At 62.9% G+C, this 24,278-nt stretch carries 18 protein-coding genes, 2 tRNA genes and 1 pseudogene; 8 read left to right on the top strand and 13 right to left on the bottom strand.

The window, feature by feature from the left end:
- Positions 1-47: 47 nt before the first annotated feature.
- The 5 genes from JN531_RS05175 to JN531_RS05155 all read right to left on the bottom strand — a co-directional run bounded on the left by JN531_RS05175 (position 48) and on the right by JN531_RS05155 (position 3,565).
- Entirely contained in the window at positions 48-1,079 is a 1,032-nt protein-coding gene (locus JN531_RS05175; RefSeq protein ID WP_228347794.1) for an NADP(H)-dependent aldo-keto reductase, read from the bottom strand.
- A 2-nt stretch (positions 1,080-1,081) separates the two neighbouring features.
- Positions 1,082-1,963: a phosphoribulokinase gene (locus tag JN531_RS05170; protein WP_228347793.1), complete on the bottom strand. Its 882-nt coding sequence runs from the start codon at positions 1,961-1,963 to the stop codon at positions 1,082-1,084.
- A gap of 7 nt (positions 1,964-1,970) precedes the next feature.
- Positions 1,971-2,657: a tRNA (guanosine(46)-N7)-methyltransferase TrmB gene (gene trmB / locus JN531_RS05165; RefSeq protein WP_228347792.1), complete on the bottom strand. Its 687-nt coding sequence runs from the start codon at positions 2,655-2,657 to the stop codon at positions 1,971-1,973.
- Positions 2,654-3,439, bottom strand: a complete 786-nt coding sequence (locus JN531_RS05160) for a thiazole synthase (RefSeq protein ID WP_228347791.1) — start codon at positions 3,437-3,439, stop codon at positions 2,654-2,656. Before JN531_RS05160 ends, trmB begins: the two co-directional genes overlap by 4 nt.
- Before the next feature lie 52 nt (positions 3,440-3,491).
- A tRNA-Gly gene (locus tag JN531_RS05155) sits at positions 3,492-3,565 on the bottom strand.
- Positions 3,566-3,585: 20 nt separating this feature from the next.
- On the opposite strand from JN531_RS05155, the gene thiS reads away from it, so the two are divergent.
- Positions 3,586-3,786, top strand: coding sequence for a sulfur carrier protein ThiS (gene thiS / locus JN531_RS05150; RefSeq protein ID WP_228347790.1), 201 nt, complete (start codon positions 3,586-3,588; stop codon positions 3,784-3,786).
- Positions 3,787-4,418: 632 nt separating this feature from the next.
- On the opposite strand, the gene JN531_RS05145 is transcribed toward thiS, so the two are convergent.
- Positions 4,419-6,275 (bottom strand): alpha/beta hydrolase, encoded by a 1,857-nt coding sequence (locus JN531_RS05145; protein ID WP_228347789.1) that lies wholly within the window; start codon positions 6,273-6,275, stop codon positions 4,419-4,421.
- Positions 6,276-6,438: 163 nt separating this feature from the next.
- On the opposite strand from JN531_RS05145, the gene JN531_RS05140 reads away from it, so the two are divergent.
- The 4 genes from JN531_RS05140 (at position 6,439) to JN531_RS05125 (ending at position 10,531) form a co-directional block, all read left to right on the top strand.
- Positions 6,439-9,054, top strand: coding sequence for an AsmA family protein (locus tag JN531_RS05140; protein ID WP_228347788.1), 2,616 nt, complete (start codon positions 6,439-6,441; stop codon positions 9,052-9,054).
- Positions 9,051-10,115: an A/G-specific adenine glycosylase gene (mutY, locus tag JN531_RS05135; RefSeq protein ID WP_228347787.1), complete on the top strand. Its 1,065-nt coding sequence runs from the start codon at positions 9,051-9,053 to the stop codon at positions 10,113-10,115. Before JN531_RS05140 ends, mutY begins: the two co-directional genes overlap by 4 nt.
- Entirely contained in the window at positions 10,112-10,387 is a 276-nt protein-coding gene (locus tag JN531_RS05130; protein ID WP_228347786.1) for an oxidative damage protection protein, read from the top strand. Before mutY ends, JN531_RS05130 begins: the two co-directional genes overlap by 4 nt.
- Before the next feature lie 68 nt (positions 10,388-10,455).
- A tRNA-Phe gene (locus JN531_RS05125) sits at positions 10,456-10,531 on the top strand.
- Between the two features lie 66 nt (positions 10,532-10,597).
- Here the strand turns inward: JN531_RS05125 and JN531_RS05120 are convergent.
- Positions 10,598-11,701: a FecR family protein gene (locus JN531_RS05120; RefSeq protein ID WP_228347785.1), complete on the bottom strand. Its 1,104-nt coding sequence runs from the start codon at positions 11,699-11,701 to the stop codon at positions 10,598-10,600.
- An 18-nt stretch (positions 11,702-11,719) separates the two neighbouring features.
- The gene (locus tag JN531_RS05115) at positions 11,720-12,283 is read right to left on the bottom strand and encodes an RNA polymerase sigma factor (RefSeq protein WP_228347784.1); all 564 of its coding nucleotides are present in this window, start codon (positions 12,281-12,283) and stop codon (positions 11,720-11,722) included.
- A gap of 237 nt (positions 12,284-12,520) precedes the next feature.
- Here JN531_RS05115 and JN531_RS05110 point away from each other — a divergent pair, with 237 nt between their 5' ends.
- Complete coding sequence (locus JN531_RS05110) at positions 12,521-16,255, top strand: TonB-dependent receptor (RefSeq protein ID WP_366522400.1); 3,735 nt, start codon at positions 12,521-12,523, stop codon at positions 16,253-16,255.
- 905 nt (positions 16,256-17,160) lie between these two features.
- Here the strand turns inward: JN531_RS05110 and JN531_RS05105 are convergent.
- Entirely contained in the window at positions 17,161-17,445 is a 285-nt protein-coding gene (locus tag JN531_RS05105) for a hypothetical protein (RefSeq protein ID WP_228347782.1), read from the bottom strand.
- Here JN531_RS05105 and JN531_RS05100 point away from each other — a divergent pair.
- Together JN531_RS05100 and JN531_RS05095 are read left to right on the top strand one after the other, a co-directional pair.
- The gene (locus JN531_RS05100) at positions 17,440-18,783 is read left to right on the top strand and encodes an autotransporter outer membrane beta-barrel domain-containing protein (RefSeq protein WP_228347781.1); all 1,344 of its coding nucleotides are present in this window, start codon (positions 17,440-17,442) and stop codon (positions 18,781-18,783) included. The two genes, JN531_RS05105 and JN531_RS05100, sit on opposite strands and share 6 nt — an antisense overlap.
- Positions 18,784-18,881: 98 nt before the next feature.
- Entirely contained in the window at positions 18,882-19,481 is a 600-nt protein-coding gene (locus JN531_RS05095; RefSeq protein WP_228347780.1) for an outer membrane beta-barrel protein, read from the top strand.
- Positions 19,482-19,506: 25 nt separating this feature from the next.
- On the opposite strand, the pseudogene JN531_RS17415 reads toward JN531_RS05095, so the two are convergent.
- The 4 genes and pseudogenes from JN531_RS17415 to JN531_RS05080 form a co-directional block, all read right to left on the bottom strand.
- Positions 19,507-19,761, bottom strand: a pseudogene (locus JN531_RS17415) (helix-turn-helix domain-containing protein); the annotation flags it as partial.
- Between the two features lie 325 nt (positions 19,762-20,086).
- The gene (locus JN531_RS05090) at positions 20,087-21,406 is read right to left on the bottom strand and encodes a hypothetical protein (RefSeq protein WP_228347779.1); all 1,320 of its coding nucleotides are present in this window, start codon (positions 21,404-21,406) and stop codon (positions 20,087-20,089) included.
- A gap of 84 nt (positions 21,407-21,490) precedes the next feature.
- Positions 21,491-22,647 (bottom strand): IS3 family transposase gene (locus JN531_RS05085; protein ID WP_228347778.1). Its coding sequence is split into 2 segments (ribosomal slippage): positions 21,491-22,407 and positions 22,407-22,647, totalling 1,158 coding nucleotides; the frame shifts between segments, so codons are not numbered across the junction.
- A 937-nt stretch (positions 22,648-23,584) separates the two neighbouring features.
- A complete protein-coding gene (locus JN531_RS05080) occupies positions 23,585-24,202 on the bottom strand; it encodes a hypothetical protein (RefSeq protein WP_228347777.1) in 618 nt (205 codons plus the stop codon).
- Between the last annotated feature and the right edge of the window lie 76 nt (positions 24,203-24,278).

The following is a 24,278-nucleotide window of genomic DNA, read 5'->3' as shown; positions in this document are numbered from 1 at the left end:
ACCGCCTTCGGTTGACCCTGGCGACAAGCGGTGGGGGCGGCCCCCACTCAGGGGCAGGGGATGGTGTAGCGCTGGTGGAGGGCCTCGATGGCCTTCAATACGTCCACATTCAAGCGGATATCGGCGGAACCGAGATTGGACTCGAGTTGCGCCAGGGTGGTCGCCCCGATGATGTTGCTGGTGACGAACGGTTGCGCATTGACGAAGGCCAGCGCCATCTGCGCCGGGTCCAGCCCGTGTTCCTGCGCCAACGCCACGTAGGCGCGGGTGGCGGCGATCCCCTGTTCGCCGTTGTAGCGGCCAAAGCGCTTGAACAGGGTCAGCCGCCCATCGGCGGGCCAAGTGTCGCCGAGATACTTGCCACTGAGCATGCCGAAGGCGAGCGGCGAATAGGCCAGCAGGCCGACCTGCTCGCGGTGGGCGAACTCGGCCAGCCCGACCTCGAAGCTGCGGTTGAGCAGGGAATACGGATTCTGCACGCTGACCACCCGCGGCAGCCCGGCATCCCGCGCCAGACGAAGGTATTCCGACAACCCCCAGGGGGTCTCGTTGGAGATGCCGACGTGGCGAATCTTGCCGGCCTGCTGCAGCTCCGCCAGCGCCCGCAGCGTTTCCTCGATGGGCGTGCTGCCGCGTTCGTCCGGCACGTAGCCCAGCTTGCCGAAGTAGTTGGTGCCGCGTTCCGGCCAGTGGATCTGATAGAGATCGATGACGTCGGTCTGCAGCCGCTTCAGGCTGGCATCGCAGGCGGCGATGACATGATCGCGCTTCAGCAGCGGGCCGCCGCGAATGTAGGGGAAGGCGCCGGGGCCGATCACCTTGCTGGCGATCATCAGGCCATCCGGGCGTCCGTGTTTCTTCAGCCAGGTGCCGATGTAGGTCTCGGTCAGGCCGTAGGTTTCGGCACGCGGTGGCACCGGGTACATCTCGGCCGCGTCGAACAGGTTCACCCCGGCCGCCACGGCCCGGTCCATCTGCGCGTGGGCGTCAGCTTCGGTGTTCTGCTCGCCCCAGGTCATGGTGCCGAGGGTGATCAGGCTGATGCGCAGGTCGGTGTCGCCGAGCGGGCGGGTGTCCATCGTCAGGCTCCTGGGTCTTGGCGGCGGGCGATCAGGGCCTCCACCACCGGCTTGAGGATACGGGTCATCGCCTCGCCGATCAGCGCGCCGGGAATCACCAGGGTCTGCGGCTGCGACAGGAAGGCGCCGGGCAGCCCGGCCTGCAGTGACAGCACGTCGGGTTTGAACCGTCCCTGCGGGTTGAAGTGCGCCACCACCAGGCTTTCCTCGGGCGCGGGGATGTCGCGCACCATGAACGGGTTGGAGGTGTCCACCAGCGGCACCCGCTGGAAGTTGATGTCGGTGCGCGAGAACTGCGGCGTGATGTGGGTGACGTAGTCCGGCATGCGGCGGAGGATGGTGGCCATCACGTCTTCCGGCCGGTGTCCCCGCTCGTCGGTATCGCGGCGGATCTTCTGGATCCACTCCAGATTGATCACCGGGGTCACCCCGATCAGCAGGTCCATGTGGCGCGCGATGTTGACGTCGTCACCGACATAACCGCCGTGCAGGCCTTCGTAGAACAGCAGATCGGTATCGGAGGGCAGCGGTTCCCAAGGCGTAAACGTGCCCGGGGGTTGACCGGCGGCTTCACCCTCGGCGTCGGTGTGCAGATAGCGTCGGATCTTGCCGCTGCCGGCACTGCCATAGGATTCCAGACAGGTGTCGAGCCGCTCCAGCAAGTTGCCCTGCGGGCCGAACAGCGAGAAGTTCTCGCCGCGGATGCGGGCCCGCTCCAGCGCGTCCCGCAGCTGCTCGCGGTCGTAGGCGTGGAAGGCGTCACCCTCGATGATGGCCGGTTTCAGGCCGAGGGTGTCGGCGATCTGCTGCAGCACCTTCATCGCCGTGCTGGTGCCGGCGCCGCTGGCGCCGGTGATGCCGATGATGGGGTGACGGGCGGACATGAGGGGTTCAGTCGCGCACGTAAGCGAGGTCGAACACGGCGTGCCCGAGGCGTTCACCGCGCTTTTCGAAGCGCGTCAGGGCGCGGTTGGCCGGGCGCGGCACATAGGTGCCGTCATCGCTCAGGTTGCGCAGGCCCGCGGTGGCGTTGAGCACCTGCACCATCTGTTCGGCGTACTCGGCCCAGTCGGTGGCCAGCAGCAGGCGCCCGCCCGGTGCCAGCCGTTGTACCGCCAGGGCGGCAAACGGCGCTTGCACCAGCCGACGCTTGTTGTGGCGCTTCTTGTGCCAGGGATCGGGGAACTGGATCACCAACTCGTCGAGCGCGCCGGCGGCGACGCAGTGGCGCAGCACGTCCACCGCATCATCGGTGTAGACCCGCAGATTGGTGGCCCCGCCGGCATGGGCCCGCGACAGCAGATGGCCGACTCCGGGGCGGTGGACCTCGGCACCGATGAAGTCACGCTCGGGCTCCGCCAGCAACCGCGCCAGCAGGTAGTCGCCAACCCCGAAGCCGATCTCGAAGGTAAGCGGAGCGGTGCGGCCGAACACCGCCTGCGGGTCCAGCGGCGTGCGCGGGTCCAGACCGCAGGCCGGCAGCAGGGTCTCCAGTGCCTGTTGCTGGCCGACCGTCATGCGCCCCTCGCGCCGCACGAACGAGCGGATCGGGCGCATCGCCGTGCCGGCCACCGTCATCCGCTGAGGCCTTCGAGCGGTGACGACGCCGAGGCATAGCGGCGTCGCGGCATGCGGCCGGCCAGAAAGGCCTCACGGCCCGCCTCGATGCCCTTGCGCATGGCACTGGCCATCAGCACCGGGTCGCGCGCTTCGGCGATGGCGGTATTCATCAGCACCCCATCGCAACCGAGTTCCATGGCAATGGCAGCGTCGCTGGCGGTGCCGACGCCGGCATCGACAATGATCGGTACGCCGGCATTCTCGACGATGGTGAGAATGTTGTAGCGGTTCTGGATGCCGAGGCCGGAGCCGATCGGCGCCGCCAGCGGCATCACCGCGACACAGCCGAGTTCCTCCAGCCGTTTGCAGGCAATCGGGTCGTCGGTGCAGTACACCATGACCTGGAAGCCGTCCTTTACCAGCGTTTCGGCCGCGGCCAGGGTGGCGGGCATGTCGGGGTAGAGGGTTTTCGGGTCGCCCAGCACTTCCAGCTTGACCAGGGTGTGGCCGTCGAGCAGCTCCCGCGCGAGCTGGCAGGTGCGCACGGCATCGGCCGCGGTATAGCAGCCCGCGGTGTTGGGCAGCAGCGTGAACTGGTCGGGCGGAATCACGTCGAGCAGATTGGGCTCATCGGGGTTCTGTCCGATGTTGGTGCGGCGGATCGCAACCGTGACGATCTCGGCGCCGCTGGCGACAATGGCGGTACGGGTCTGGTCGAGGTCGCGGTATTTGCCGGTGCCGACCAGCAGGCGCGAGCCATACGCACGGCCCGCAATCATCAGGGGCGTTGTTTCAGTCATGGCCGGGTTCAGCGCGGAAAAACGGCCGCGACGGCGACCGTGAACAGGAAACTGGAGCGGGTGATGGGAATCGAACCCACGCTATCAGCTTGGGAAGCTGAAGTTCTACCATTGAACTACACCCGCGTGCGTGACCGGAGAGTGTAATGCAGATCGTGTTGAACGGGGAACCGCGAAAATTGGCCGAAGCGACAGCCCTGCCGACGCTGCTGGCCGACCTCGCCCCGCCCGGCCGCCGGCTGGCGGTGGAGATCAACGGCGAGATCGTGCCGCGCTCGCGCTGGTCCGAGCGTCAACTGCAGGACGGCGACCGGGTCGAGGTGATCCAGGCGGTTGGAGGGGGGTGAGCCCAGCAGCGAGCACTGCTCGCTGCTGGGCGAACGACCCGACATGGGTGAACCCCACCGTTTTTGCGAGCACTGCTCGCGGGTGGGGTGAACGACCGGACATGGAAGTCCGGGCCGGAGTGGATTAGCAAGATGACGTGTCGCCAGGATGGCCAGCGCCACCGTGCATTAGCGGCACAACCCAAGACGTATGAGCGATACAACAGTTATTTGGCGAGCAGCACTCGGATCGCCCTAGTGCCGGCGGCCACGCGGCACGGCCATTCGGGACCCGCTCAAGTCCGTCCTGGATCGCTCGACGCTGGACATCGTGTCCAGCGACGGTCCCGAATCGCCGCGCCGCGCGTCCGCCTGAAGGTCGTGCCGACCTGACAAGATTGCCACGCCTGCTACGCAGGCTCGCAATGACAGGGAAATGGGCTGTCATCGCGAGGGGCGCAGCCCCGCGGCGATCTCGTCACCGAAAGGTACTGCCGCTCCAGCAAGATTGCCACGCCTGCTGCGCAGGCTCGCAATGACAAGCAAAGGGCTGTCATCGCGAGGGGCACAGCCCCGTGGCGATCTCGTCCGGTCGGCACGGCCATCGTCACCAGATTGCGACGCCTGCTGCGCAGGCTCGCAATGACAACGCCTCAGACCCCGTCGCCGACAATCTCACTGCTACTCAGCAACGGCAACTGCACCTGCCCACTGACCGTCATTGCCGGCAACACCAGGTCACGCGACCAGGTGACCGGATATTGGGCATGGAAGCCGTACATCAGCAGGCCCAGCTCGGCGCCCGGGGTCAGCCGCTCGGCAATGCCGGTCATGTCCAGGGTCTGGGTGCCGAAACCCCGCACCGGGGTGAGCTGGTCGTCGATGAGGTCCCAGCGCTGCTCCCCCGCCAGGCGCTGGCCCAGCCCGAGGAAGAGGATGGGGTCACAGGCGCCGAGGGCCAGCGGCGTCGGACACTCCTCCAGACCGAGGCCGCCGACTGGTGCCAGCGTGATCTCGACAATCGGCACCCCCGCGAGGACGGCGCCCTGCTCGGGCACGAGCATCAGCGGTTGATCCGCCAACAGCAGCTCACGAATGCTGCTGCCGAGCAGGCTTCCCACCACGCCCAGCACGCTGTTGAACTGCGGCGTGCTGCTGTCGATGTCGAAGGGATCGCCGCCGCGTTTCACCGTATCGACGCTGATGGCGTCGCCTTCGGCCAGGCTCAGGCAGACATCGTCGCCAATCGGCAGGGCGGCATCGACGGCGCCGGCCTTGCCCTGGAGCTTTTCCTCGAACCAGGCGAACTGGGCGTCGTCCAGATTGATCCCGCCGCAGGTCCGCGAGCCGCCGCCGTCCTGAAAGCCGGGCAGCGTCAGCGCGGCATAGAACGGGTCCAGCGCCGATTGCGCCCCCTCGGGCAGCGCCACCGGCAGCAGATGGCCGGTCTGGTGGGTGAGCAGACGGACGTCGCCGCCGGCGGCCTTCAGACACTCGTAGTTGCCGACGCCGTCGTTGAAGTTGAACAGGGTGTCGCGGAAGCCCTGGGTGAGCAGCACGTCGATGGGTGCGTAGGGCCGTGGCGGCACGTTCAGCGGGTCGGGTTGGGCCAGCAGGAAATCCTGCGGGCCGGCCGCAATGCCATCGCAGAAGTAGCCAACGCTGTGATACGTGAAATAGTTGCGGCCCGGCTCCGGAAAGACATTGGTCAGCGCCCCCTGCAGCAGGGTTTCGACAATGGCCGGGTCCTGGTTGGTGAGGGTCGGCGAAACCGCGTTGAGCAGGCCGGCAACGTCACCCGCAGCGACGCCACCCAGTGCGCCCAGCAGCGAGGTCACGCCGCTGGCCTCACCGCCGGCGGCCAGCACCAGCACCCAGCCGGACTTGATCACATCGTTCGGGTTGAGGGCATACACTAGGTCATGCGGGGTGATGTCGGGCGCCAGCACGCGCAGGCGCTGCTGCGGGTCGGCACCGGCCAGCAACAGCTGGTACATGCCGCCGTAGGAGCCACCAAAGCTGCCCACCAGCATGGCGCCGTCGCCGCGGCGGCGCAGGCCGGGCAGGGTTTCGGCCCAGTCGAGGATGGCGATCAGGTCCTGGCCCTCGGTATCCGGGCCCATCACCCGCACCGCGCCACCGGACTCGCCGAAGCCGCGCTGGTCGATCGAGATCACGTAGTAGCCGGCCTCGGTGAGGCGAGCGATAAAGCCGCTGCGCTCGGTCTGGCGGGCGCCGCCATAGCCATGGCCCTGCAGCACCAACGGGTAGGTCTGGCCGGCCACCAGCTGATCCGGTTCGAACACCTCGAAGGAGATGTCCACGCCGTCCACCGGCGACGCCAGCACCACATGCTCCTGGGTGCCGGCGCGGCTTTCCGTTACTGGCACGCTGGGCGGAGCGCCGGTACCCGCCCCGGGCGACAGGGCATCGCTGCCACAGGCGGTGAGGGTGGCGCTGACCAGCAGCAGGCAGGCGCGCAGTGCGCCGTGGGGGGTTTTCAGATACATGGGAGCTCCTCCGTGACTGTGGGCGTCACGTCCGTGAGGGCGCATCGTCACATATCTGCAACGTCCGGCGGCGGTAAAGCCCCAGTTAAGGATGAATTTACTAGACTGCGCCTGTCCTCTGTGGCGCGCCTGCCGCGTGCCCTCGCTTACAAGGCTTTTCCCCATGGCAAAGAAACTCAAGATCGCGTTGTCCGTGCTGGGCCTGCTGCTGGTGCTGCTGGTGGGCGCCGCCATTGCCCTGCCGATGCTGATCGACCCCAACGACTACCGCGACACCATCGCCGAGGCGGTGGAGAAGAACACCGGCCGTAGCTTCACGCTCGGCGAGATCGAGCTCAAGGTGTTTCCCTGGATCAAGCTGCGGGTCAACGACGCTGAACTCGGCAATGCCGCCGGCTTTGGCGATCAACCGTTCGCCCGGGTGGGAACGGCGGATGTCGGCGCGCGGCTGCTGCCGCTGCTGTTCGACCAGCGGCTGGAAGTGAGCACGGTGACCCTCAGCGGGCTGGTGCTCAACCTGGAGAAACGCAAGGACGGCAGCAACAACTGGGATGACCTGGCCAAACCGGCCGACCCGGATGCCGCGCCAGAACCCGAGGCCGAGCCCGGTGAAGGCGGTTTCGACCTGCAGCAACTGGACATCGCCGGTGTCAGCATCGACAACGCGACGCTGCGCTACGAGGATGCCCAGGCCCCGCTGTCGGTGCTGATCGAGAACCTGCAGCTGGAAACCGGGGCGCTGGCCCCGGGCGCGCCGATGGACGTCGAGACCTCGCTCGACCTCATCCTCGGCGAGCCGGCGCTGACCGCCGCCATTGCCCTGTCGACCCGCGTGGTGCCGGATGACGCTTTCGACCGCATCGCGCTGGAAGGCCTCAAGCTCAAGGTCACGGCCGATGGCAAGCAAGTGGTGGACGGCAGCGATGTCGCCGCCGTGATCACGCTGGACGGCGATCTGGTGGCGCGGCTGACCGATCAGGTGTTCACCGCGAGCGGCCTCAAGCTGGCCGTCACCGGCAGCGGCAACACCCTGATGGATGGCCAGCCGCTGGGTGCTGCAGTGACCCTCAACGGGGATGTCGACGCCAATCTCAAGAGCGGCCAGGTTGCGGTCAAGAATCTGTCGCTGGCAGCCCAGACCGGCGGCAGCGAGACCCCCAACCCCATGGGCCTGAAGGCCTCGGCCACGCTGATCGGCAACCCGACCTTGTCGCTGGAACCGATGGCCCTGCAGTGGAATGATCTGACGCTGACCGGGGAAGCCGCGGGCGGCCCGTTGTCACGGCCGGCCGAGCTGTCGCTGAAAGCGGCACTGGGCTACAACGGTGCCGACGGCACCGCCTCGGTGAAAGACCTGGTGCTGACCAGTCTCGGCGTCGGCCTGCGTGGCGGCATGACCGCTCGCCAACTCGACGGCGATACCCCGCAGGTGAGCGGCACCCTCGATATCGGCAGTTTCTCGCCGCGCCAGGTGATGGACCAATTGGGCATCGCCTACGCCACCGCCGACGGCGAGGTGCTGTCGAACGCCCAGCTGTCGGCCGCCTTCGACGGCACGGCGAAACGCATCGCCCTCAAGGACGTGAAACTGCGTCTGGATGACACCACCGCGAGTGGCAACGTGACGGTTCGCGATATCGCCAGTCAATCGGTCGCCTTCGACCTCAACGTCGATGCCATCGATGTCGACCGCTATCTGCCCCCCGCCAGCGAAAGTGCGCACAAGGAAGACAAGCCTGCCGGTGACCAGGGTTCGATCAACGACATCGAATTGCCCACCCAGGCGCTCGACAACCTCAATGCCGACGGCACCTTGCGTATCGGCGAGTTGAAGGTCAGCGGGCTGACCCTCAGCGATGCCCGCGTCACCCTCAGCGGGCCGGCCGGCCAACCCAAGCGCCAACAGATCAGCGCCAAGCTTTATGGCGGCACCATCAACCTCGACAACCGCTACTCCCCGGGCAAGACGCCGACCTACGCGCTGAAGACCGAGCTCGACGCGCTCAAGGCCGCGCCGTTCCTCAAGGACCTGCTGGGGGAAGACTACGTGTCCGGCCTCGGCAAACTCAGCATCGACCTGACCAGTGCCGGCGGCACGGTCGGTGCGCTGCGGCAGGCGCTCAACGGACAGTTGTCGTTCGAAGTGCGAAATGGCGCGGTCAAGGGCTTCAATCTGGCGCAGGTGTTGCGCCGCGGCGAAGCCATGCTGGCCGGCGACATGGTGGCGGCGCGGGCGGCGGCCAACACCTCGGAAGAAACCGACTTCGCCACCTTCGGTGCGGCCGCCCGCATCGTCAACGGCGTGCTCAAGACTGACAGCCTCAACGCTGCCAGCCCGCTGTTCCGGCTGACCGGTGGCGGCGAGATCGACTTGGCCAAGGAAACCATCAACTTCCTCGCCAAGCCGACTGTGGTGGAAACCTCCACCGGTCAGGATGGCAAGGCGCTGGACAACCTCAAGGGTCTCACCATCCCGATCCAGCTCACCGGCAGCCTGTTCGCGCCCAAGGTGCGGCTGGATATCAAGGAGGCGTTGCAGCAGAAAGCGCTGGACGGCGCCCGCGAGAAGATCGAGGAAGAAAAGGACCGGGTGAAAGACCAGCTGCAGGAAAAACTGCAGGAGAAGCTTGGCCCCGATGCCGGCGAAGCCCTGCGCGGCCTGTTTGGTGGCAGCAGACGTTCGACCCCGGCACCGACACCCACCCCTGCCCCCACCGCAGCGCCGGAAGCCGCGGAACCGGCGGCCGCTGAAGCTGAAGCCGTACCCGCCGGCACGTGAGCGATGTTGCCGGGTTTGCCGGCCGGGTGTTGCACTGGTTTGACCGCCACGGCCGGCACGACCTGCCGTGGCAACACCCGCGCACGCCTTACCGGGTATGGGTGTCCGAGATCATGTTGCAGCAGACGCAGGTCGCCACCGTCATCCCCTATTTCCAGCGGTTCATGGCGCGCTTTCCCGATGTCACCGCGCTCGCCGCAGCGTCGGTGGATGATGTGCTGGCGGAGTGGTCCGGTCTCGGCTACTACGCCCGCGGCCGTAACCTGCATGCCTGCGCACAGGCGCTGAATGCCCGTAGCGACGGTCGCTTCCCGGAAACTGTTGACGACTGGGAAGCGCTGCCCGGCATCGGTCGTTCCACCGCCGGCGCCATCGTCGCCCAGGCCTTCGACTGCCCCGCCGCCGTGCTGGATGGCAACGTGCGGCGGGTGCTGGCCCGGCATGCCGGCGTTGACGGTTGGCCGGGCCAACCGGCGGTGCTCAATCGCCTGTGGACGATTGCCGAAGCGCGGCTGCCCGACGCGCGCCATGCCGACTACGCGCAGGCGATGATGGACCTCGGGCATCGCGTTTGCACGGCCCGCCGACCCACCTGTGCGACCTGTCCGGTGCGCGACGACTGCTACGCCGTGCACCACGATGCACAGTCCCGACTGCCGGGTCCGCGACCCCGGCGCCAGCGTCCGCAGCGGACCGCCCGGCTGGCGCTGGTGGTCCACCCTGATGGCCGCCTGTGGCTTGAACGGCGGCCGCCCCGCGGCATCTGGGGCGGGCTGTGGTGCCCGCCAGTGCTGGAAGGCGACGATCAGTGGCAGGCCTGGCAACAAGGCTGGCCGGCGTTGAAGATGGCGGCGCAACCGGGCGCCATGGTGCATCACGCCTTCACCCATTTCGATCTCGACCTGACCATCCGCCACGGCATCGCCACCGTCGCGCCGCCGGGTACCGAAGGCACATGGTCTACAATTAGCGACGCCCTGCAACGCGGCCTGCCGGCCCCGGTGCGTCGTGTGCTGCAGGCTCAACTCACCGCTACCGCGCAGGCAGAATTGATCGCATGAGCCGTACCGTCCACTGCATCAAACTGGGCCGCGAGGCCGAGGGCCTCCCGCGTCCGCCGATCCCCGGTGAACTCGGCAAGAAGCTGTACGAGCAGGTTTCGCAGGAAGCCTGGCGCGGCTGGGTCGAACACCAGACCCGCCTCATCAACGAGTACCGGCTGGTGCTGTCGGATGCCAAGTCGCGGCGGTTCCTGATGGAGGAGCTGGAGAAGTACTTTTTTGGCGGCGGTGATCTCGCCGAAACCGGCTACACCCCGCCGCCCTCGGCTTGACGCCCCGGCGTCGCGCCGCTTTAATACGCGGCCCTCGGGTGCAACGCCCAAGGTTTTCAGCAAGTTTTGGCCAAGTAGCTCAGTCGGTAGAGCAGGGGATTGAAAATCCCCGTGTCGGCGGTTCGATTCCGTCCTTGGCCACCATTATTTGGCGTTCTCAATCAACAAGCTGGCCTGCTTTGGCGCAAGCCGTGCGCGCTGCCGGGCAGGTTAGCCGGAATGCAGCACGTAGCCGCCATCGGCGGCCATATCGACCCGCAGCGAAAAGTAGCCGCTCACCGCGTTGACGAAGTCGCCGACTTCGCCAACGCGGAACACGCCGCTCATCCGCAATGAAGCCAATGCCGGGTCCGCGATGCGGATCGGTTTGCGGGTGTAGCGGTTGATCTCGGCCACCGCCGCCGCCAGCGGTTCGTTATCGAAAATCAGCTTGCCGCGCAGCCAGGCCATGTCGCGCTCAATGGGCGCGGCTTCGATCTGGACCGGTGCGACCGTAGCAGCTGCATCGGGGCGGGCGGCTGCCGCAGCGATGGCAGTATCGGTGGCCCGTGCCAGCCGCTCCCGCGCCCGCAGTACCTGCCCGCCGGCAGGCTTGGCGGGGGTGCCGGCCAGGGTGTCGTCAGCGGCGTGCGTCGCCTCGGTATCGGCATCGCTGACCACCACGCTGCCCTCCACCACCGTCACCACGAATCGCTCGCGGCCGCTGAAGACGTCGAAGGCCGTGCCCAGCGCGCGCACCACACCGCTGCGGGTGACCACCTCGAACGGGCGATGCTCCTTCGCCACCTCAAAGTAGGCCTGACCGCGCTCCAGCGTCACCGTGCGGCGGCGCTCGTTGTAGCCGATGCGCAGGCGGCTGTCGGTGTTCACCGTCACCCGCGAGCCATCCGCGAGCACCAGTGAGCGTTGTTCACCCACTGCCGTGGTCACCGTGCGGTTGCCCATCAGCCACGGCTGCGCCCACCAGGCCGCCACTGCCACCACGGCCAGCGAGGCCGCCACCGCCAGCCAGCGCGCACTGCGCCGTCGGCGTGCCGGCGCGGCGGCCACCACCGGGGACGGCGCCACCGCTGCGCGGGTCTTTCGCACCGCCTCAGCCAAACGCGGGTCTTCGGCAAAGCTGCCCGCCTGGCTCCACAGCCGCTCCAGCTTTGAATAGGCGCGGCGATGCTCGACATCGGCATTCAGCCACGCCTCGAAACCGGCGCGGTCGGCCCCGCTCACGTCGTCGGCGCGCAGCCGCGCGAACCACGCCGCAGCCTCTCGGGCGCGGGTGTTGTCGTCGGTCGCGGATGGCGGCGGTGCAGGGGTCATGGATCGTCGTCGAACAGGTCAGAGCGGTCCCAGCCGCTCGCTGAATTGCAGCAGTGCTTTCATCATGTGCTTTTCCACCACACTGACACTGATTCCCAGTTTCAGCGCAATAGCGCCATAGCTCATGCCCATGAAGCGGTGCATCAAAAAAACCTCGCGTCGCCGCGGCGGCAGTTCATCCAGCAAGGCCATGAAATCGTCCAGCGCGGCCCTACCTTCATAGACGCGCTCCTCCGACGGCACCTCCCCGTCGTAGCCGCAGTCCTCGATCGAGACATGGTCGGTCACATGGTGCGTGACACTGCGCCGCAGGTAGTCGCGCAACAGGTTTGAAGCGGTTTGAAACAGATAGGATTCGATGTGCGCGATGTCATCCACATGCTGATGGCGCGCCATGCGGATAAACACCTCCTGCGTCAGATCTTCCGCATCGCTGGTGTTGCTCAAACGTTTGGAAAAATAGCTGACCAGCGCCCCACGATAGCGACGCGCCAAGGCTTCCAACTGTTGTGGCGCCATCGGTCGCGCAGCGCCTGCAGCAGGTCCTGTGCCTGCCGTCTTCTGCTCGGGATCGGCCATCATCTCCTCCGCTCTCATCCTGAGTCCTGGGACGCGGACGCTACGCCAGAGACGATGACTTAAGCAAGCGCCAGTGCTTTCGGATGCCGTTGCTCGTTGCAGGCTACACGGGGTTGCCATGCCGCCACTCAGCACCCGGCACCCAGCACGGTCTTTCCCCCTGAGGGGGGGTAACCTCCCCCCAGCGCGTCTAGCGGATATGGCCCGAGGACACAGGGCCCTGTGCGAAGGGGATTAAAAATGACGCTACACATGGCCCAAAGGGTCTTTTTCACGCTGCGCCTTCCGTCTGTCAGTGCCCGCAACCGGGTGTTGCCACGATGGTTGTTGCTGGTGCTGGCACTCGCGTTCACGCCGCTGGTCGCGCACGCGCAGACCACGGATGAAGCTGCTCGCTACTACGACATTCCGGCCCAGAGTCTGGCCGCCGCGCTCAACCAGTTCTCGGTGGAAACCGACCGCCAACTGGTGTTCGCACCCGAGCTGGTCGAGGACAAGACCGCGGCTGCTGTGCAGGGCGACTACACGCCGGAAGCTGTCATCCGGATGTTGCTGGCCGACACCGGCCTGACCTACGTCCCCACGCAGAACGGCGTCTACGCCGTGGTGCGGATCGGTGAGGAAGACAGCGTCCCTTTCGCCTTGGCCGCCAATGGTGACGCGGCACCGACGCCCGCACCCATCACCAATGTCAGCGACGCCCGCCGTGCCGGCGTTGAAGAAATCATCGTCACCGGCCAGAAGAAGGCTGAGCGCCTGCAGGACGTTCCGATTGCCATCAGCGCTTTCAGCATGGAAACCCTAGACGCGCAGAAGATCGAAGGGGGCTTCGACCTGTTGAAGGCCGTGCCCAACGTCACCTTCAGCAAAACCAACTTCAGCGGCTACAACTTCCAGATTCGCGGCATCGGCACCCAGGCGGTGTCGGCGACCACGGACCCCGGGGTGGCGGTGTCGTTCAACAACACCACCCTCATCGTCAACCGCCTGTTCGAACAGGAGTATCTGGATATCGAGCGGGTCGAAGTGCTGCGTGGGCCGCAGGGCACCTTGTACGGGCGCAACGCGACGGCGGGGGTCATCAACGTCATCACCGCCAAGCCGGTGCTCGGCGATGCGTTTGGTGAGATCAAGCTCGAAAGCGGCAACTTCAATGCGCGGCGTCTCCGCGGCCACTACAACATTCCGCTGGGGGACACCTTCGCATTGCGTGCGGCGTATGCTTCAACGGTGCGGGATGGCTATGGCATAAACGAGGCTGCAGACGACCTCAGCATACCTGCTGCCGATCGCCCCAGTCGCGATATCGACAACCGAGACCTCTGGTCCGGTCGTCTGACGCTGGGCTGGGAGCCGTCGGACCGCGTGCGCTTCAACCTGCTGTACGAGCGCTTCGAAGAAGACGACCAGCGGGTGCGCTCGGTCAAGCAGCTTTGTCATCGTGACGACGGGCCGACGAGCATTGGCGATCTGGATTTCAGCACGCTCACCAATACCCTGACAGGCGGCAATGGCGAGCAGGCTGGTGTGATCCTTCAGGATGCGCTGTCGCAGGGCTGTTTGCCGGGATCACTCTATGCTCAGGGTGCCTTCGATGCGCCCAATGGATACGCAATCCCCTTTGTGGCGGCGACGCGTACGCCTGGTCAGTCCGGGGGGCTGGGAGATAACCCTTACTTCGGCAGCATCAACCTCCAAGCCGAATGTGATCTCGCCGAAGTGGCCCAGTACCTCTCGCTGATCAACCCCTGTGTGGGCGATCCGTTCGCCAACGCCACCCAGTCTCGCAACCTGCGGCAGATCTATTCCACCATCGAGCCGCGATACGAGGCAGAGTCCGATATCTTCGAACTCTCGGTCGATATTGATATCGCAGATGGGCTGGTGTTCTCCTCACAGACCGTCTACGTCAAGGATTCGGTGCTGTCCACACAGGACTTCAACCGCTACGAGACGGCAAGAAACTTCTTTTCCGACAGTTCCAACGCCTGCCCAACGAGCTTGAGTGGGTCCGGGCCGTTTGGCCTATGCAACAACCCGGCATTCATCGACTTACTGGGAACCAGCTTTTTCGCGGACGTCACCCCAGACGGCATCTTCTGCGATCCGCAGTTGGGATGCTCTGACCGTTTCCAATTCATGGACCTGTCTCGCGCCAGTGGCAGCCAGTTCAACCAGGAAGTACGTCTGGTGTCTGCGTTCTCCAGCGACGTGAACTTCAGCATCGGCGCCAATTACACGCGCTTTCAGACCACCAACGATTACTTCGTGATGTCGAATGCGCTGTCGATACTGGCACGGACGCCACCGTTCACAGGTGATGGTCGTCTGCCAGGCGGCCGCCTTTGTAATACGGGGGGGCTTGGTCCGAGTGACTATGCATCATGCGTCTACACCGATCCTCAAAGTCTGGACGAACTGATCAATGACGATAGCCCAGAGGGCCACAATTACTTCCTGAGCAGAAACCCGTACGAACTGAACTCTGCCGCAGCTTTTGGGGAATTGTACTGGCAGGCAACCGACATGTTTAAGGTGACTGCTGGTTTGCGTGTGACGTGGGACCGAAAGTCCTTCACGCCAGTTCCTTCGCAAACTCTGCTGATGGGTTACAAACAGTCGTTGGGCGGGGTTCCCTATGAGGATCCCTCTCAATGTACGGACAGCTTCGTCATTGCCTTCTGCCCGATCTTCGGCAGCACACCCGATGGGCGAGGTTTTGTCGCAGAGCCCGATATCATTCAGTCTTGGCTCGAACCCACCGGCCGCCTAGGCTTCGATTGGAAGGTCGATACTGGCTTCACAGACGAAACCATGCTGTATGGCTTCCTCACCCGAGGCTACAAGGCCGGCGGTGCCAATCCGCCCGGTATTGCACCGCCTCAGGGCGCTTTCATAGCGGCAGCGCAGGGTGCGGTTTCACCCAAGGTGTTCAAGGCCGAGTATGTGAATGCGATTGAGCTAGGTGCCAAGAACACGCTGCTCGATGGTGCGCTGACCCTGAACATGTCCGCCTTCTACTACGACTATCAGGACTATCAGATCTCGAAGATCGTGGACCGCAGTGCAGCCAATGAGAATGTTGATGCCACGGTCTGGGGCCTAGAGCTGGAAGCCATGTTCGCGTTGACTCAGGACACCCTGCTGAATGCGGCGGTAGGATTTCTGCGGACCCGAATCGCCGATGGCGAGCAGTCCATTGATCTGATTGATCGCACCCAGGGGGGCACGTACTTCCAGATCACCACCATTGAGAACCCCAACTTCGATCCGAGCGCCACGCCGCGTGACCGAGCTAACTATGTGGCAGGCCTGGATGCGCCGTCTGATCAGCAGTTCCTCGCGTTCGATGAGTGGTTGGTGGTGAAGCCTTCGGTTACTCAAGCATCCAACTGTGTCGCCCCGGCTGAATTGGCTGCAGTCGCTGCGGCCAATGTGCCGGGTTCACCCGCCGATGCCGTTGCTGCGTTCTGCCCCGGCGGCCCGCTGCTCGGATCCAACTACACGAACACGATCGTGTGGGGAACCCCTGCGATCTTTCCGGATGCCGGCGGCATCTTTTACAACCCGATCCTCGATGCACCGAATGGCAGCGCCGGAATGTTCGCTGACCTCAGTGGCAATGAACTGCCCAATGCACCCCGATTCACCGTCGCGCTGGGTGCCCAACACACCTTCTATCTGCCGGGCAACTGGGACCTCACCGGGCGTGTCGACTGGTACTGGCAGGATGAGTCCTTCCATCGTATCTACAACACGGAATACGACCGCCTGAAGGACTGGCAGAACACCAACCTGTCCGTTTGGGTCAACCAGGAGCAGTGGGGCCTCAAGATTGAAGCCTATGTGAAGAACGTCTTTGACGAGACGCCGATTACCGGCGCCTTCCTCAATTCCGATGACACGGCCTTGACGACCAATATCTTCACGCTTGATCCACGCCTGATCGGCGTGTCGATCACTAAGCGCTTCTAAGGGAGGACGAAACAATGAATCTCAAGAAAATTAAATCTTCGCTTCTCTCAGCTTTTATCGTTACGACGGCTGTCTTGCCACAGGCGTCATGGGCGAATGATGAGTGCGGGCCTGGTCCAATAGTGACGTGCTCTGGCAATCAGCCGGATGGGGTGACCTACAGCTCGGCTGTTGATTTTGAGATGACGACGTCGGGCAGCATCAATGCTGGGACCGTGGGCTTCGATGTCACCACAACCGATGCCGCATCCATCAACTTCACGCAAGGGGGGAGTATCACGGGGACGGGAGGCGTCGACCTCGTCACCGAGGCAGGTGATGTCACCATCCTCAATACCGGAAACTTCAACGTGAATGGGGGCCTTCGCGCGAGTACCTCAGGCGGCGACGTCAACGTCACGCTGACGCCAGGAAACTCCTTCCTCGCCGAGCTTACCGCCGACACCAGTGGAGGCGCAGGGTCTACCACCATGAATCTGTCACGCCGTGTAACGGCGCTGAACATAATCAACGGTAGCGGTGCGTTCGCGATCAATCTGATTGACAACAACCCTGACAGTAATCCCTTTGGCGGTTTCAACAATATCGTTAGGACGCTAACAACATCTGGAGGTGGCAGTGGCGTAATCAATCTCGGTGACGACACCTCGGTCGATGCTTTTGATCTGTCACCCACTGCTGGTGGGTCCGTCGTTGTCAATATCGGCGGCAGGGTAGGAACGGGTACTATCAGCACGTGGGCGCAAGGATCTGGGGCGGGAGCAGTGACGTTTGTCAACGACTTGAGACTTCGAGGAAACGTAAACTTCTCGGGTGCAAGCGGAGCGATAACAATCATCAACAATACGGATCGTCCGCTCGGAAATCCGGGGAACGGCGGATGGGTATTCGGAGGTGCCAGCACATTAGGAGGCGGCGACGATCAGCTGATCAACTCGGCGCGCGCTGTGATAGGTGGAGACCCTGGGGCCAGTATCGATTTTGGAGCCGGCGAAGACGTACTGATCAACGACGGCCGGTTCATGCTTCGTAACAGCGGCTTCGTACCCCCAGGGGGAATCGCCATAACGCTGACGAATCTTGAGCAATTCCAGAATAACGGTCTCATTCTGCTCGGCGTCGGATATGACACCAACACTCAGTTGGGTCTGACCTCTGATCTCGAGCCCGGCAGCCGCCTGTTCATGCAAGGCACGAACTTCATCGCAGGCCCCAACAGCCGCATCGCCTTGGACGCCGCCTTGGCGGAGCTGGCCCAGCCCGACTGCACCACCGCCGAAGCCGCCGACTGTGTCGACTTCACCGGCGGCACCACCAGCGGCACCACGCTGCTGACCTTGTCGGACGCCCGTCCTGCGGTGAGCAGCGCCGCCTTCAACGAAGGCATGGTGATCATCCAGGGCGCCTCGGCGGCCGAGCACTTTGTACTCGACCCCAACAGCCGGGGCTATGTGGCCAACACCTCCACCGGTCCTGCGATTCAGAAGGGGCTGGTCACGTACCGCTTCACCTACGACGAAGCCGCCAAACAGCACACCCTTACCGGCGTGCTGGCCGACGAAGGCGCCCAGGGCGGCACCTTCATGGCGCTGGCGCAGGAAGTGTGGCGCACCACCGGCGATACCTGGTTCGACCGCCAGGCCCAGCTCCGCTCGTCGTCGGGTGTCGGCGAAGGCACTGCCGGCTTGTGGAGCACCCTCAACGTCAATCGCGGTGAGCGTGACCTGATGCGGACCGTGAACATCGGCGGCAACGCCTATGACTACAACCTGCAGCAGGACATCGCCATTACCCACCTTGCCTTTGGCGGTGACATCCTGCGCGGCACCACCGATGCCGGCGCCTGGAATTTCGGTGGTACCGCCGGCTACGTGTTCTCCACCGTCGACTACGACGCCACCAAACTGGAGCTGGAAGTCGGCGGCTTTGCTGCCGGTTTCTATGGCAGCTACCTCGCCGGCCCGCTGTCGGTGGATGGCCTGCTGAACTACACCCTCGCCACCCAGAGCCTGGAGTCCACCAACATGGGCCTGGGGCCGGATACCCGGTTGCGGTCGGACTACAGCACCCTGGGCGCCCGCGTGGATGTGGCCTGGAAATTGGCCCTTGGTGAAGCCCTGTATCTGCAGCCGCTGGCCAGCGTGTCGAAGTCCAGCACCGATGCCGACGACATGGAGGTCCCCAACGATGGCGGTTCCTTCCAGTTCGATGGCGACAGCACCCGCCTCGGCGTGGGCTTCCGTACCGGGCTGCAGAGCCGGGTACTGGGGCTCAAGAGTGGGGTAGACCTCACCGCCCGCTGGTGGAATGAGTCCGATGCCGAGAACGAGACCGTGGTCACCATCCCCAACGGCAACACCCAGACACCGCTGGTGGATGACTTCAGCGGCGACTTCACCGAGCTGGCCCTGGGGCTGAACCTGTCCAACGACAGCGGCGCCTTCAGCGGCTTCATCAACCTCAAGAGCCAGATGGCGGACGACTACGACATGCTCGGGGCGTCGGCGGGGTTCCGGTTTCAGTGGTGAGCGCGCAGTGCGCGCCGGGAATCGGGAATTGGGAATCGGAACGGCGGAAGGCACGATTCGGCTTCGCCGCGCGCCTGTAATTCATGGAGAGAAGATCAATGATGAACAAGAAGATGATCCCGCTGATGCTTCTGGCGGGTCTGATGTCCGCGCCGGCGTCGGCACAGGACGAGGCCCCGGCCCGCTACGCCAGCCTCAGCAGTCTCAACTGGCAACTGGAAGGCAACTTTGCCGAAGGCAGTGGCATTCGCCTGGTGCTGGGGCAACAGCTCAGCGACTACCTCAGCATGGAGCTGCACGGCGGCATGGGTGGTGATGACAACGTCACCCTGATGACCACCGGTCCGACGCCGGTCGCGGTCAATGGCGAGCTGGGGCTGGATCAGTTGGTCGGGGGCTATGTGCGGGCGAGCTATCCGGTGAATGATCGGGTCAGTCTCTACGGCCTGCTGGGCTACACCCGAGTGAAGGCGGAGTTCGAAGGCGATGCCAACTTCACCGCTGGCAGCACGCCCCTCAACCGCGACAGCTTCAGTGAGTCGGAGTCCGGCCACAGCTACGGCGGCGGCATCGAGTTCGATGTGTTCAGCAGCTTGATGGATGGCCGTTTGCGGCTGACGGCGGATTACATGCTGTACCTCGACAAATCCGGCAGCGAGTTCGAGGCGCGGAGTGTGGGGGTGAAGCTTGAGTTTTGAGGGATGAGTGCTGTGCGCGATCCGGCTACGTAGGCTGCCCGCGCTGGGCCTGCATGACGTGTCGGCGGTACAGCTCGGGCGATGCGCCGAACCAGCGCTTGAAGGCGCGCCTGAAATTGGCGCTGTCGTGGTAGTTCAGCAACGTCGCGACGGCTTCGACCGAGAGGCGGTTTCGGCACAGGTAGTCGGCCGCCTGTTGTGACAGCAGGGCGTCGCGTATCTGGCGGAAGCCGGTGTGTTCCCGGGCCAGATGTCGCGCCAGGAATGACCGGGGTGAGATATTTCAATCCAGCATCCAGACTGATTGCCAGAGGGCCGCTCACGCCGCCTCCTGTGTGATGGATTTGGGGATGACGTCTAAGACGGAGATGTGGGCAGATCGAAGGATCCAACCGGCCGGAGCGAAAATCCGCAGTGCCTCACCCAGCTGCCCGATGGTTGGGGCTCTGGTCCCCCGATATTGAAATTTTCCACGAAGCCTCACTCAGACTCCATTTTGCTGCAGTGGCTGCTGCGGAAGCCCGATGTGTTTTGTGAGGCTCCGACCAATGTGGTGAGTATCGAAGCGGAGGCAAAATAAAGCCGCCCGAGCGCGCTGTCGGCGTTCATTCCCGAAGGCGCTCGATAAGCAGTAGAAGAAGTTTTTCGGCCTCAGCGGGGTCGATGCGGTGAGGTGAATGCTTCCGAGGCTCGATGATGGGGCTCAGCTCAGATGGTTCAACAAATGAAAAGCTGTTGGATACCTTTCGACAAATTGCCTCCTCAACCTCCCATTTTAAGCTTGTGAGCGTAGAGAAGCAGTGGCCGCAGATGAAGCGCGCCCGCGTCCACGATGGCCCTCCGCGGGTCGGCCTTGGGTGGAAGCTAATCTGCCCCTTGCGTCCGACATAAGTAGCTTCCACTTTGGAACGGCTGCAGGTCGGGCATCGCCACGTATCATCAACGGCGTCCCAAGTTTCGGCGCACGACGGCATGGAGCGATACATCGCCAGAAAGTTGGGCGGGAGTGCGCGACCAGGGGGGCAAAAGGCGTTCGTGGTTCGCCATCGTGAGAGGTTCCGCGCCGTGACCGGCCGCGGGCCAAGTGCTTCGCAAAGCGTATCGACGTTAATCCATCGCTGGAGAATGGTGTCGGCATACTGGAAATCTGGGCCTCTCCGAGTACCTAAGAGCGGGATGGCGGGCGCACCAGGTGGGTGGGGCTCATACCAATGCGTGTCGGTCGCGGCAGCGTGCCCAATCGTACGTATGATTTTCATGCGGAGATCGTAGGCTGGCCAAGCTTCCTGCCAGACTGTTGCGGCCACCGTGGGATCAACATGATGCGGGGTGTGATCAGCGCATCGAATAAAGCGACTAATCTGCTGTGGCGAGAACGAAAAGTACTTTGGAGCGTTGACGACACGTTTGGCACGAGCATCAGCGTTGTTGCAGTCCTCGCAGATCAATACCTCCTCGTAAGCAGAAAATGCCTTTCCCATTCTATAAACCAAACGTTGCCCTTCAACTTGCTCTGAATTCGTTCCCGATTCAGAGAAAGCGCTATTGAATGCGACTGACAGAGCTTCATCCATGTGATCGTGATGAATAACAAGCTTAGCTATGATTTGCTGTTGTCTTCCGAGTCTGGATATTTGAAACTTGCTCCTCAGGCAGCAGGGGCACGACCAACCTTGAGGTGATCTTATCCAGTTCGAGTTCATCTCGACTTGTTCTGCTTTGTGGTGCGCCTTGATTCGCTTGGAAAGCGGGCTATCGATCCCGTCAATGCTGTCTATATCCCCCATTTCTAACGATTTCCGAAGTGCGGCGAGCGCTTCATCTCGAAAGGCCTGTTCGTCCTCAATTGCGACCGCTTTTATCCTGGTGTGCCATTGATACAATTCACTCTGAAAGAACTGCGATTCAGGTTGTTCTGTGCTCATCCAAAAATCCTCTTCCATCTCGCTGTTTCGGGATAGACACGACGAGTCACAGGGGGCCTTCCTGCGAAAAATAGCCGAAGGGTTCTACCCCGTAACCACGGACGGTTTGGAAAGAGCTGAAAACTTCTGATCCTGCTTGGCGACTCTACGCCGCATTCTCGGGTTGTGGAATCGCTCGATGTAGTCGAACACATCCGCCTTGGCGACATCGAGCGTCGGATACTTCACACGGTGCGTGCGCTCCCGCTTGAGCATGCCGAAGAAGCCCTCGCAGGCAGCGTTGTCTCCGCAATGGCCAACGGCACTCATTGAGCACAGCAGCGTGTTCCTGGTCAGATAGCGTTGATAGTCACTGCTGCGGAATTGGCTGCCGCGATCCGAATGTAGGATCACTGACCATCCGCCCTGACGTTGCCAGATCGCCATTTCGACGGCCCGGATCACCATCTGACGGTCCTGCCGGTGATGCATCGACCACCCGATCACGAGCTTGCTGAACAGGTCGAGGACGACGCATAGATACAGCTTGCCCTCGTCGGTTTTGATCTCGGTGATGTCGGTCACCCACTTGGTCTCGGGCTCCAAAGCATTGAAATCCCGCTCCAGCAGATTGCGCACGCCAGGTGGCGGCAGCCCCGGCTGACCGCGCGGGCCGCGCCGTTTCCTGCGCGGCCAGCCCTGCACGCCGTGCAGCGCCATCAGGCGAGCCACGCGATTGACGCTGGCAGTCTCACCTTCTTCGGCAAGATCCTCCTGCATGCGAGGCGCACCCAGAACGCCACGGCTGTCTTCGTGAAGCTCACGGATGCGTGCAAGCAGTCGATCGTTGTCGACCTGACGTGCGCTGGGCTGGCGCGTACTCCAGCCGTAATAACCGCTCGGCGACACCCGCAGGCAGCGGCACATCAGGCGAACAGGGAAATCATCGCGGCAACGCTCGATCGCCTGATATCTCAGGACGACCCCTTGGCAAAGAACGTCGCCGCTTCGCGTAAAAAATCCCGCTCCTTCTTCACCCGGGCAAGCTCGCGTTTGAGCCGCGCCAGCTCCTCATCGCGGGCGGTGCCCGTGCCACCAAAGGCGACTTGCCCTTGGCCCTCAATCTCGCGCTTCCAGCGGGTTAGCAGGCTGTCCCGGATGCCCAACTCCCGGGCGACCTGCGCGCAACTCACACCCGGCTGGCGGCACTGCTCAACAGCCCCGCGCTTGAACTCCGGGCTGAACTTCCTTCGCTTCGACATGAACACTCCTTTTGGCCATTGTCGGCCTTCTCGAAAGTGTCCGTGCTATCGGGGTAGAACCCGCCAGCGCTGTCAGGTTTCGGAGCGACTACCAGAATCTCGACCTGTCGCTAGGGCTGCGGAATCGGTGGTGAGCTGACCTACATTTTCCCGGCCCCACAACGGGGCCGGACTTCTTTTTAAGGGTTTCTAATAAGTCGACTGTTGAGAGTGTGCTCAATGTCGGCATTGTTGAAGCTCATACTCTAGATCTGCTCGCACATGATTGAACGTAGCTTCAATGCCGAGCTCATCGAAAAACTGATCCGCAAAGGCCAGTGAAGAGCGAAGTGACCAGGCTGCACAGCCAGCACCTAACCAGTAGTCCCCAGAGTGTGGTGTAGCCCCCGCCCTCGGCGGAAATCTGCCCAAGATGATTCTGTATAGGTCGCTACTTCTAAAGCTCCCTGGTCTGGACATGTTCTCCGTAGCCATGTCAAGCCATGGGCCCTTATAGTGCAGAAGGCTATTTCTGAGATCGATTAAGCACCTAACATCTTGACCTGGGCTTTGACTCACGCTGATTGCTGTCTTTCCTGCAACTACCAGAAAGGTTCTTAATTTCTCCAGGAGCTTTGTCCTTTGGAGATATTGGTCCGTTCCAATTTCGGCGAGCCTGACACGTTCGCTATGTTGCAGCATGTGAAGTCGTCCTGCTCCGTCCATCAATCGGGCGTCTGCAAATAGCTCGTTTATCAGTGCTTCCAAAAAGGCCACCGAAAAGAGCAATGCGGACGATGCATATGCTTTGATTATGCTGAGTTGTGGGGACTGTAAGTCTCCTGTGTAAGTAACTTCTTCTTCATGGGCACGGCGGGCGAAGTACGCAGCGGATTTTGCATGCTGAATAGAGAGGTACGTCCTCATTGCCATGCCCGTAATCATCAAAGAGTTCTCCTCAATCGATGCTATTAGATGGTTGCTGGCCATGTGAGCGATGGTGGTGTCGATGTGTGGCCCATACTTCAGCTTTGGTTCTGTGGCTGTCTCGGCAAATCTCACGCTCCGAATGCTTCCCGATGTGCAGACAATTTCTTTTCGCAGCTTCCAGGGGCTGATTGTGTGAAGACCCCAAACGGTCTTCTATGGTACGGATGTCGCGGATGCCACCGTGAAATCCGCTTGTTACTTTTGGAGTGTCAACGCCGAGTGCTGAGACGGCCTGCCTGGTTCCGGGGAACGCCGCTTCGATCGTATCTGGAATGGAGACATAGGCTGGTAGGCCGCAGAAGACGAAGTCCGATTTGTCTGCCCAAGCATCCAGAAGAAAGTCCAGTGGCGATATTAGTGATGATGAGGCCGCCGCCTTGGAGTAGAACAAGCCGCTGAAATGGTCGCGGACGACGTATAGAACCAAGTGAGCTTTTGGCGAGGTGCCCAGGGTCACGAGTCGTTCCTCAAAAGGCTTTTTCTGGTACTTAACGATTTCGTCTTTTGTCACCCAGTAGTGCTTCGAAACGGAGATCGAGAGCTGATGGACTTGATTGGCGTAGTCAGAAGAGTAGCTATTGAACATCGAACCCTCTCGTCTTGGCGCTTGAAGTCAGCAAATCTTTGGGAAAGACCGCACTGTCGTTCCCACGTGAGTCGTG

The organism is Flagellatimonas centrodinii, assembly GCF_016918765.2.
GTDB classification, from domain to species: domain Bacteria; phylum Pseudomonadota; class Gammaproteobacteria; order Nevskiales; family Nevskiaceae; genus Polycyclovorans; species Polycyclovorans centrodinii.
The sequence above is the reverse complement of the archived record's forward strand: the minus strand, read 5'-3'. Positions and strand labels throughout refer to the sequence as shown.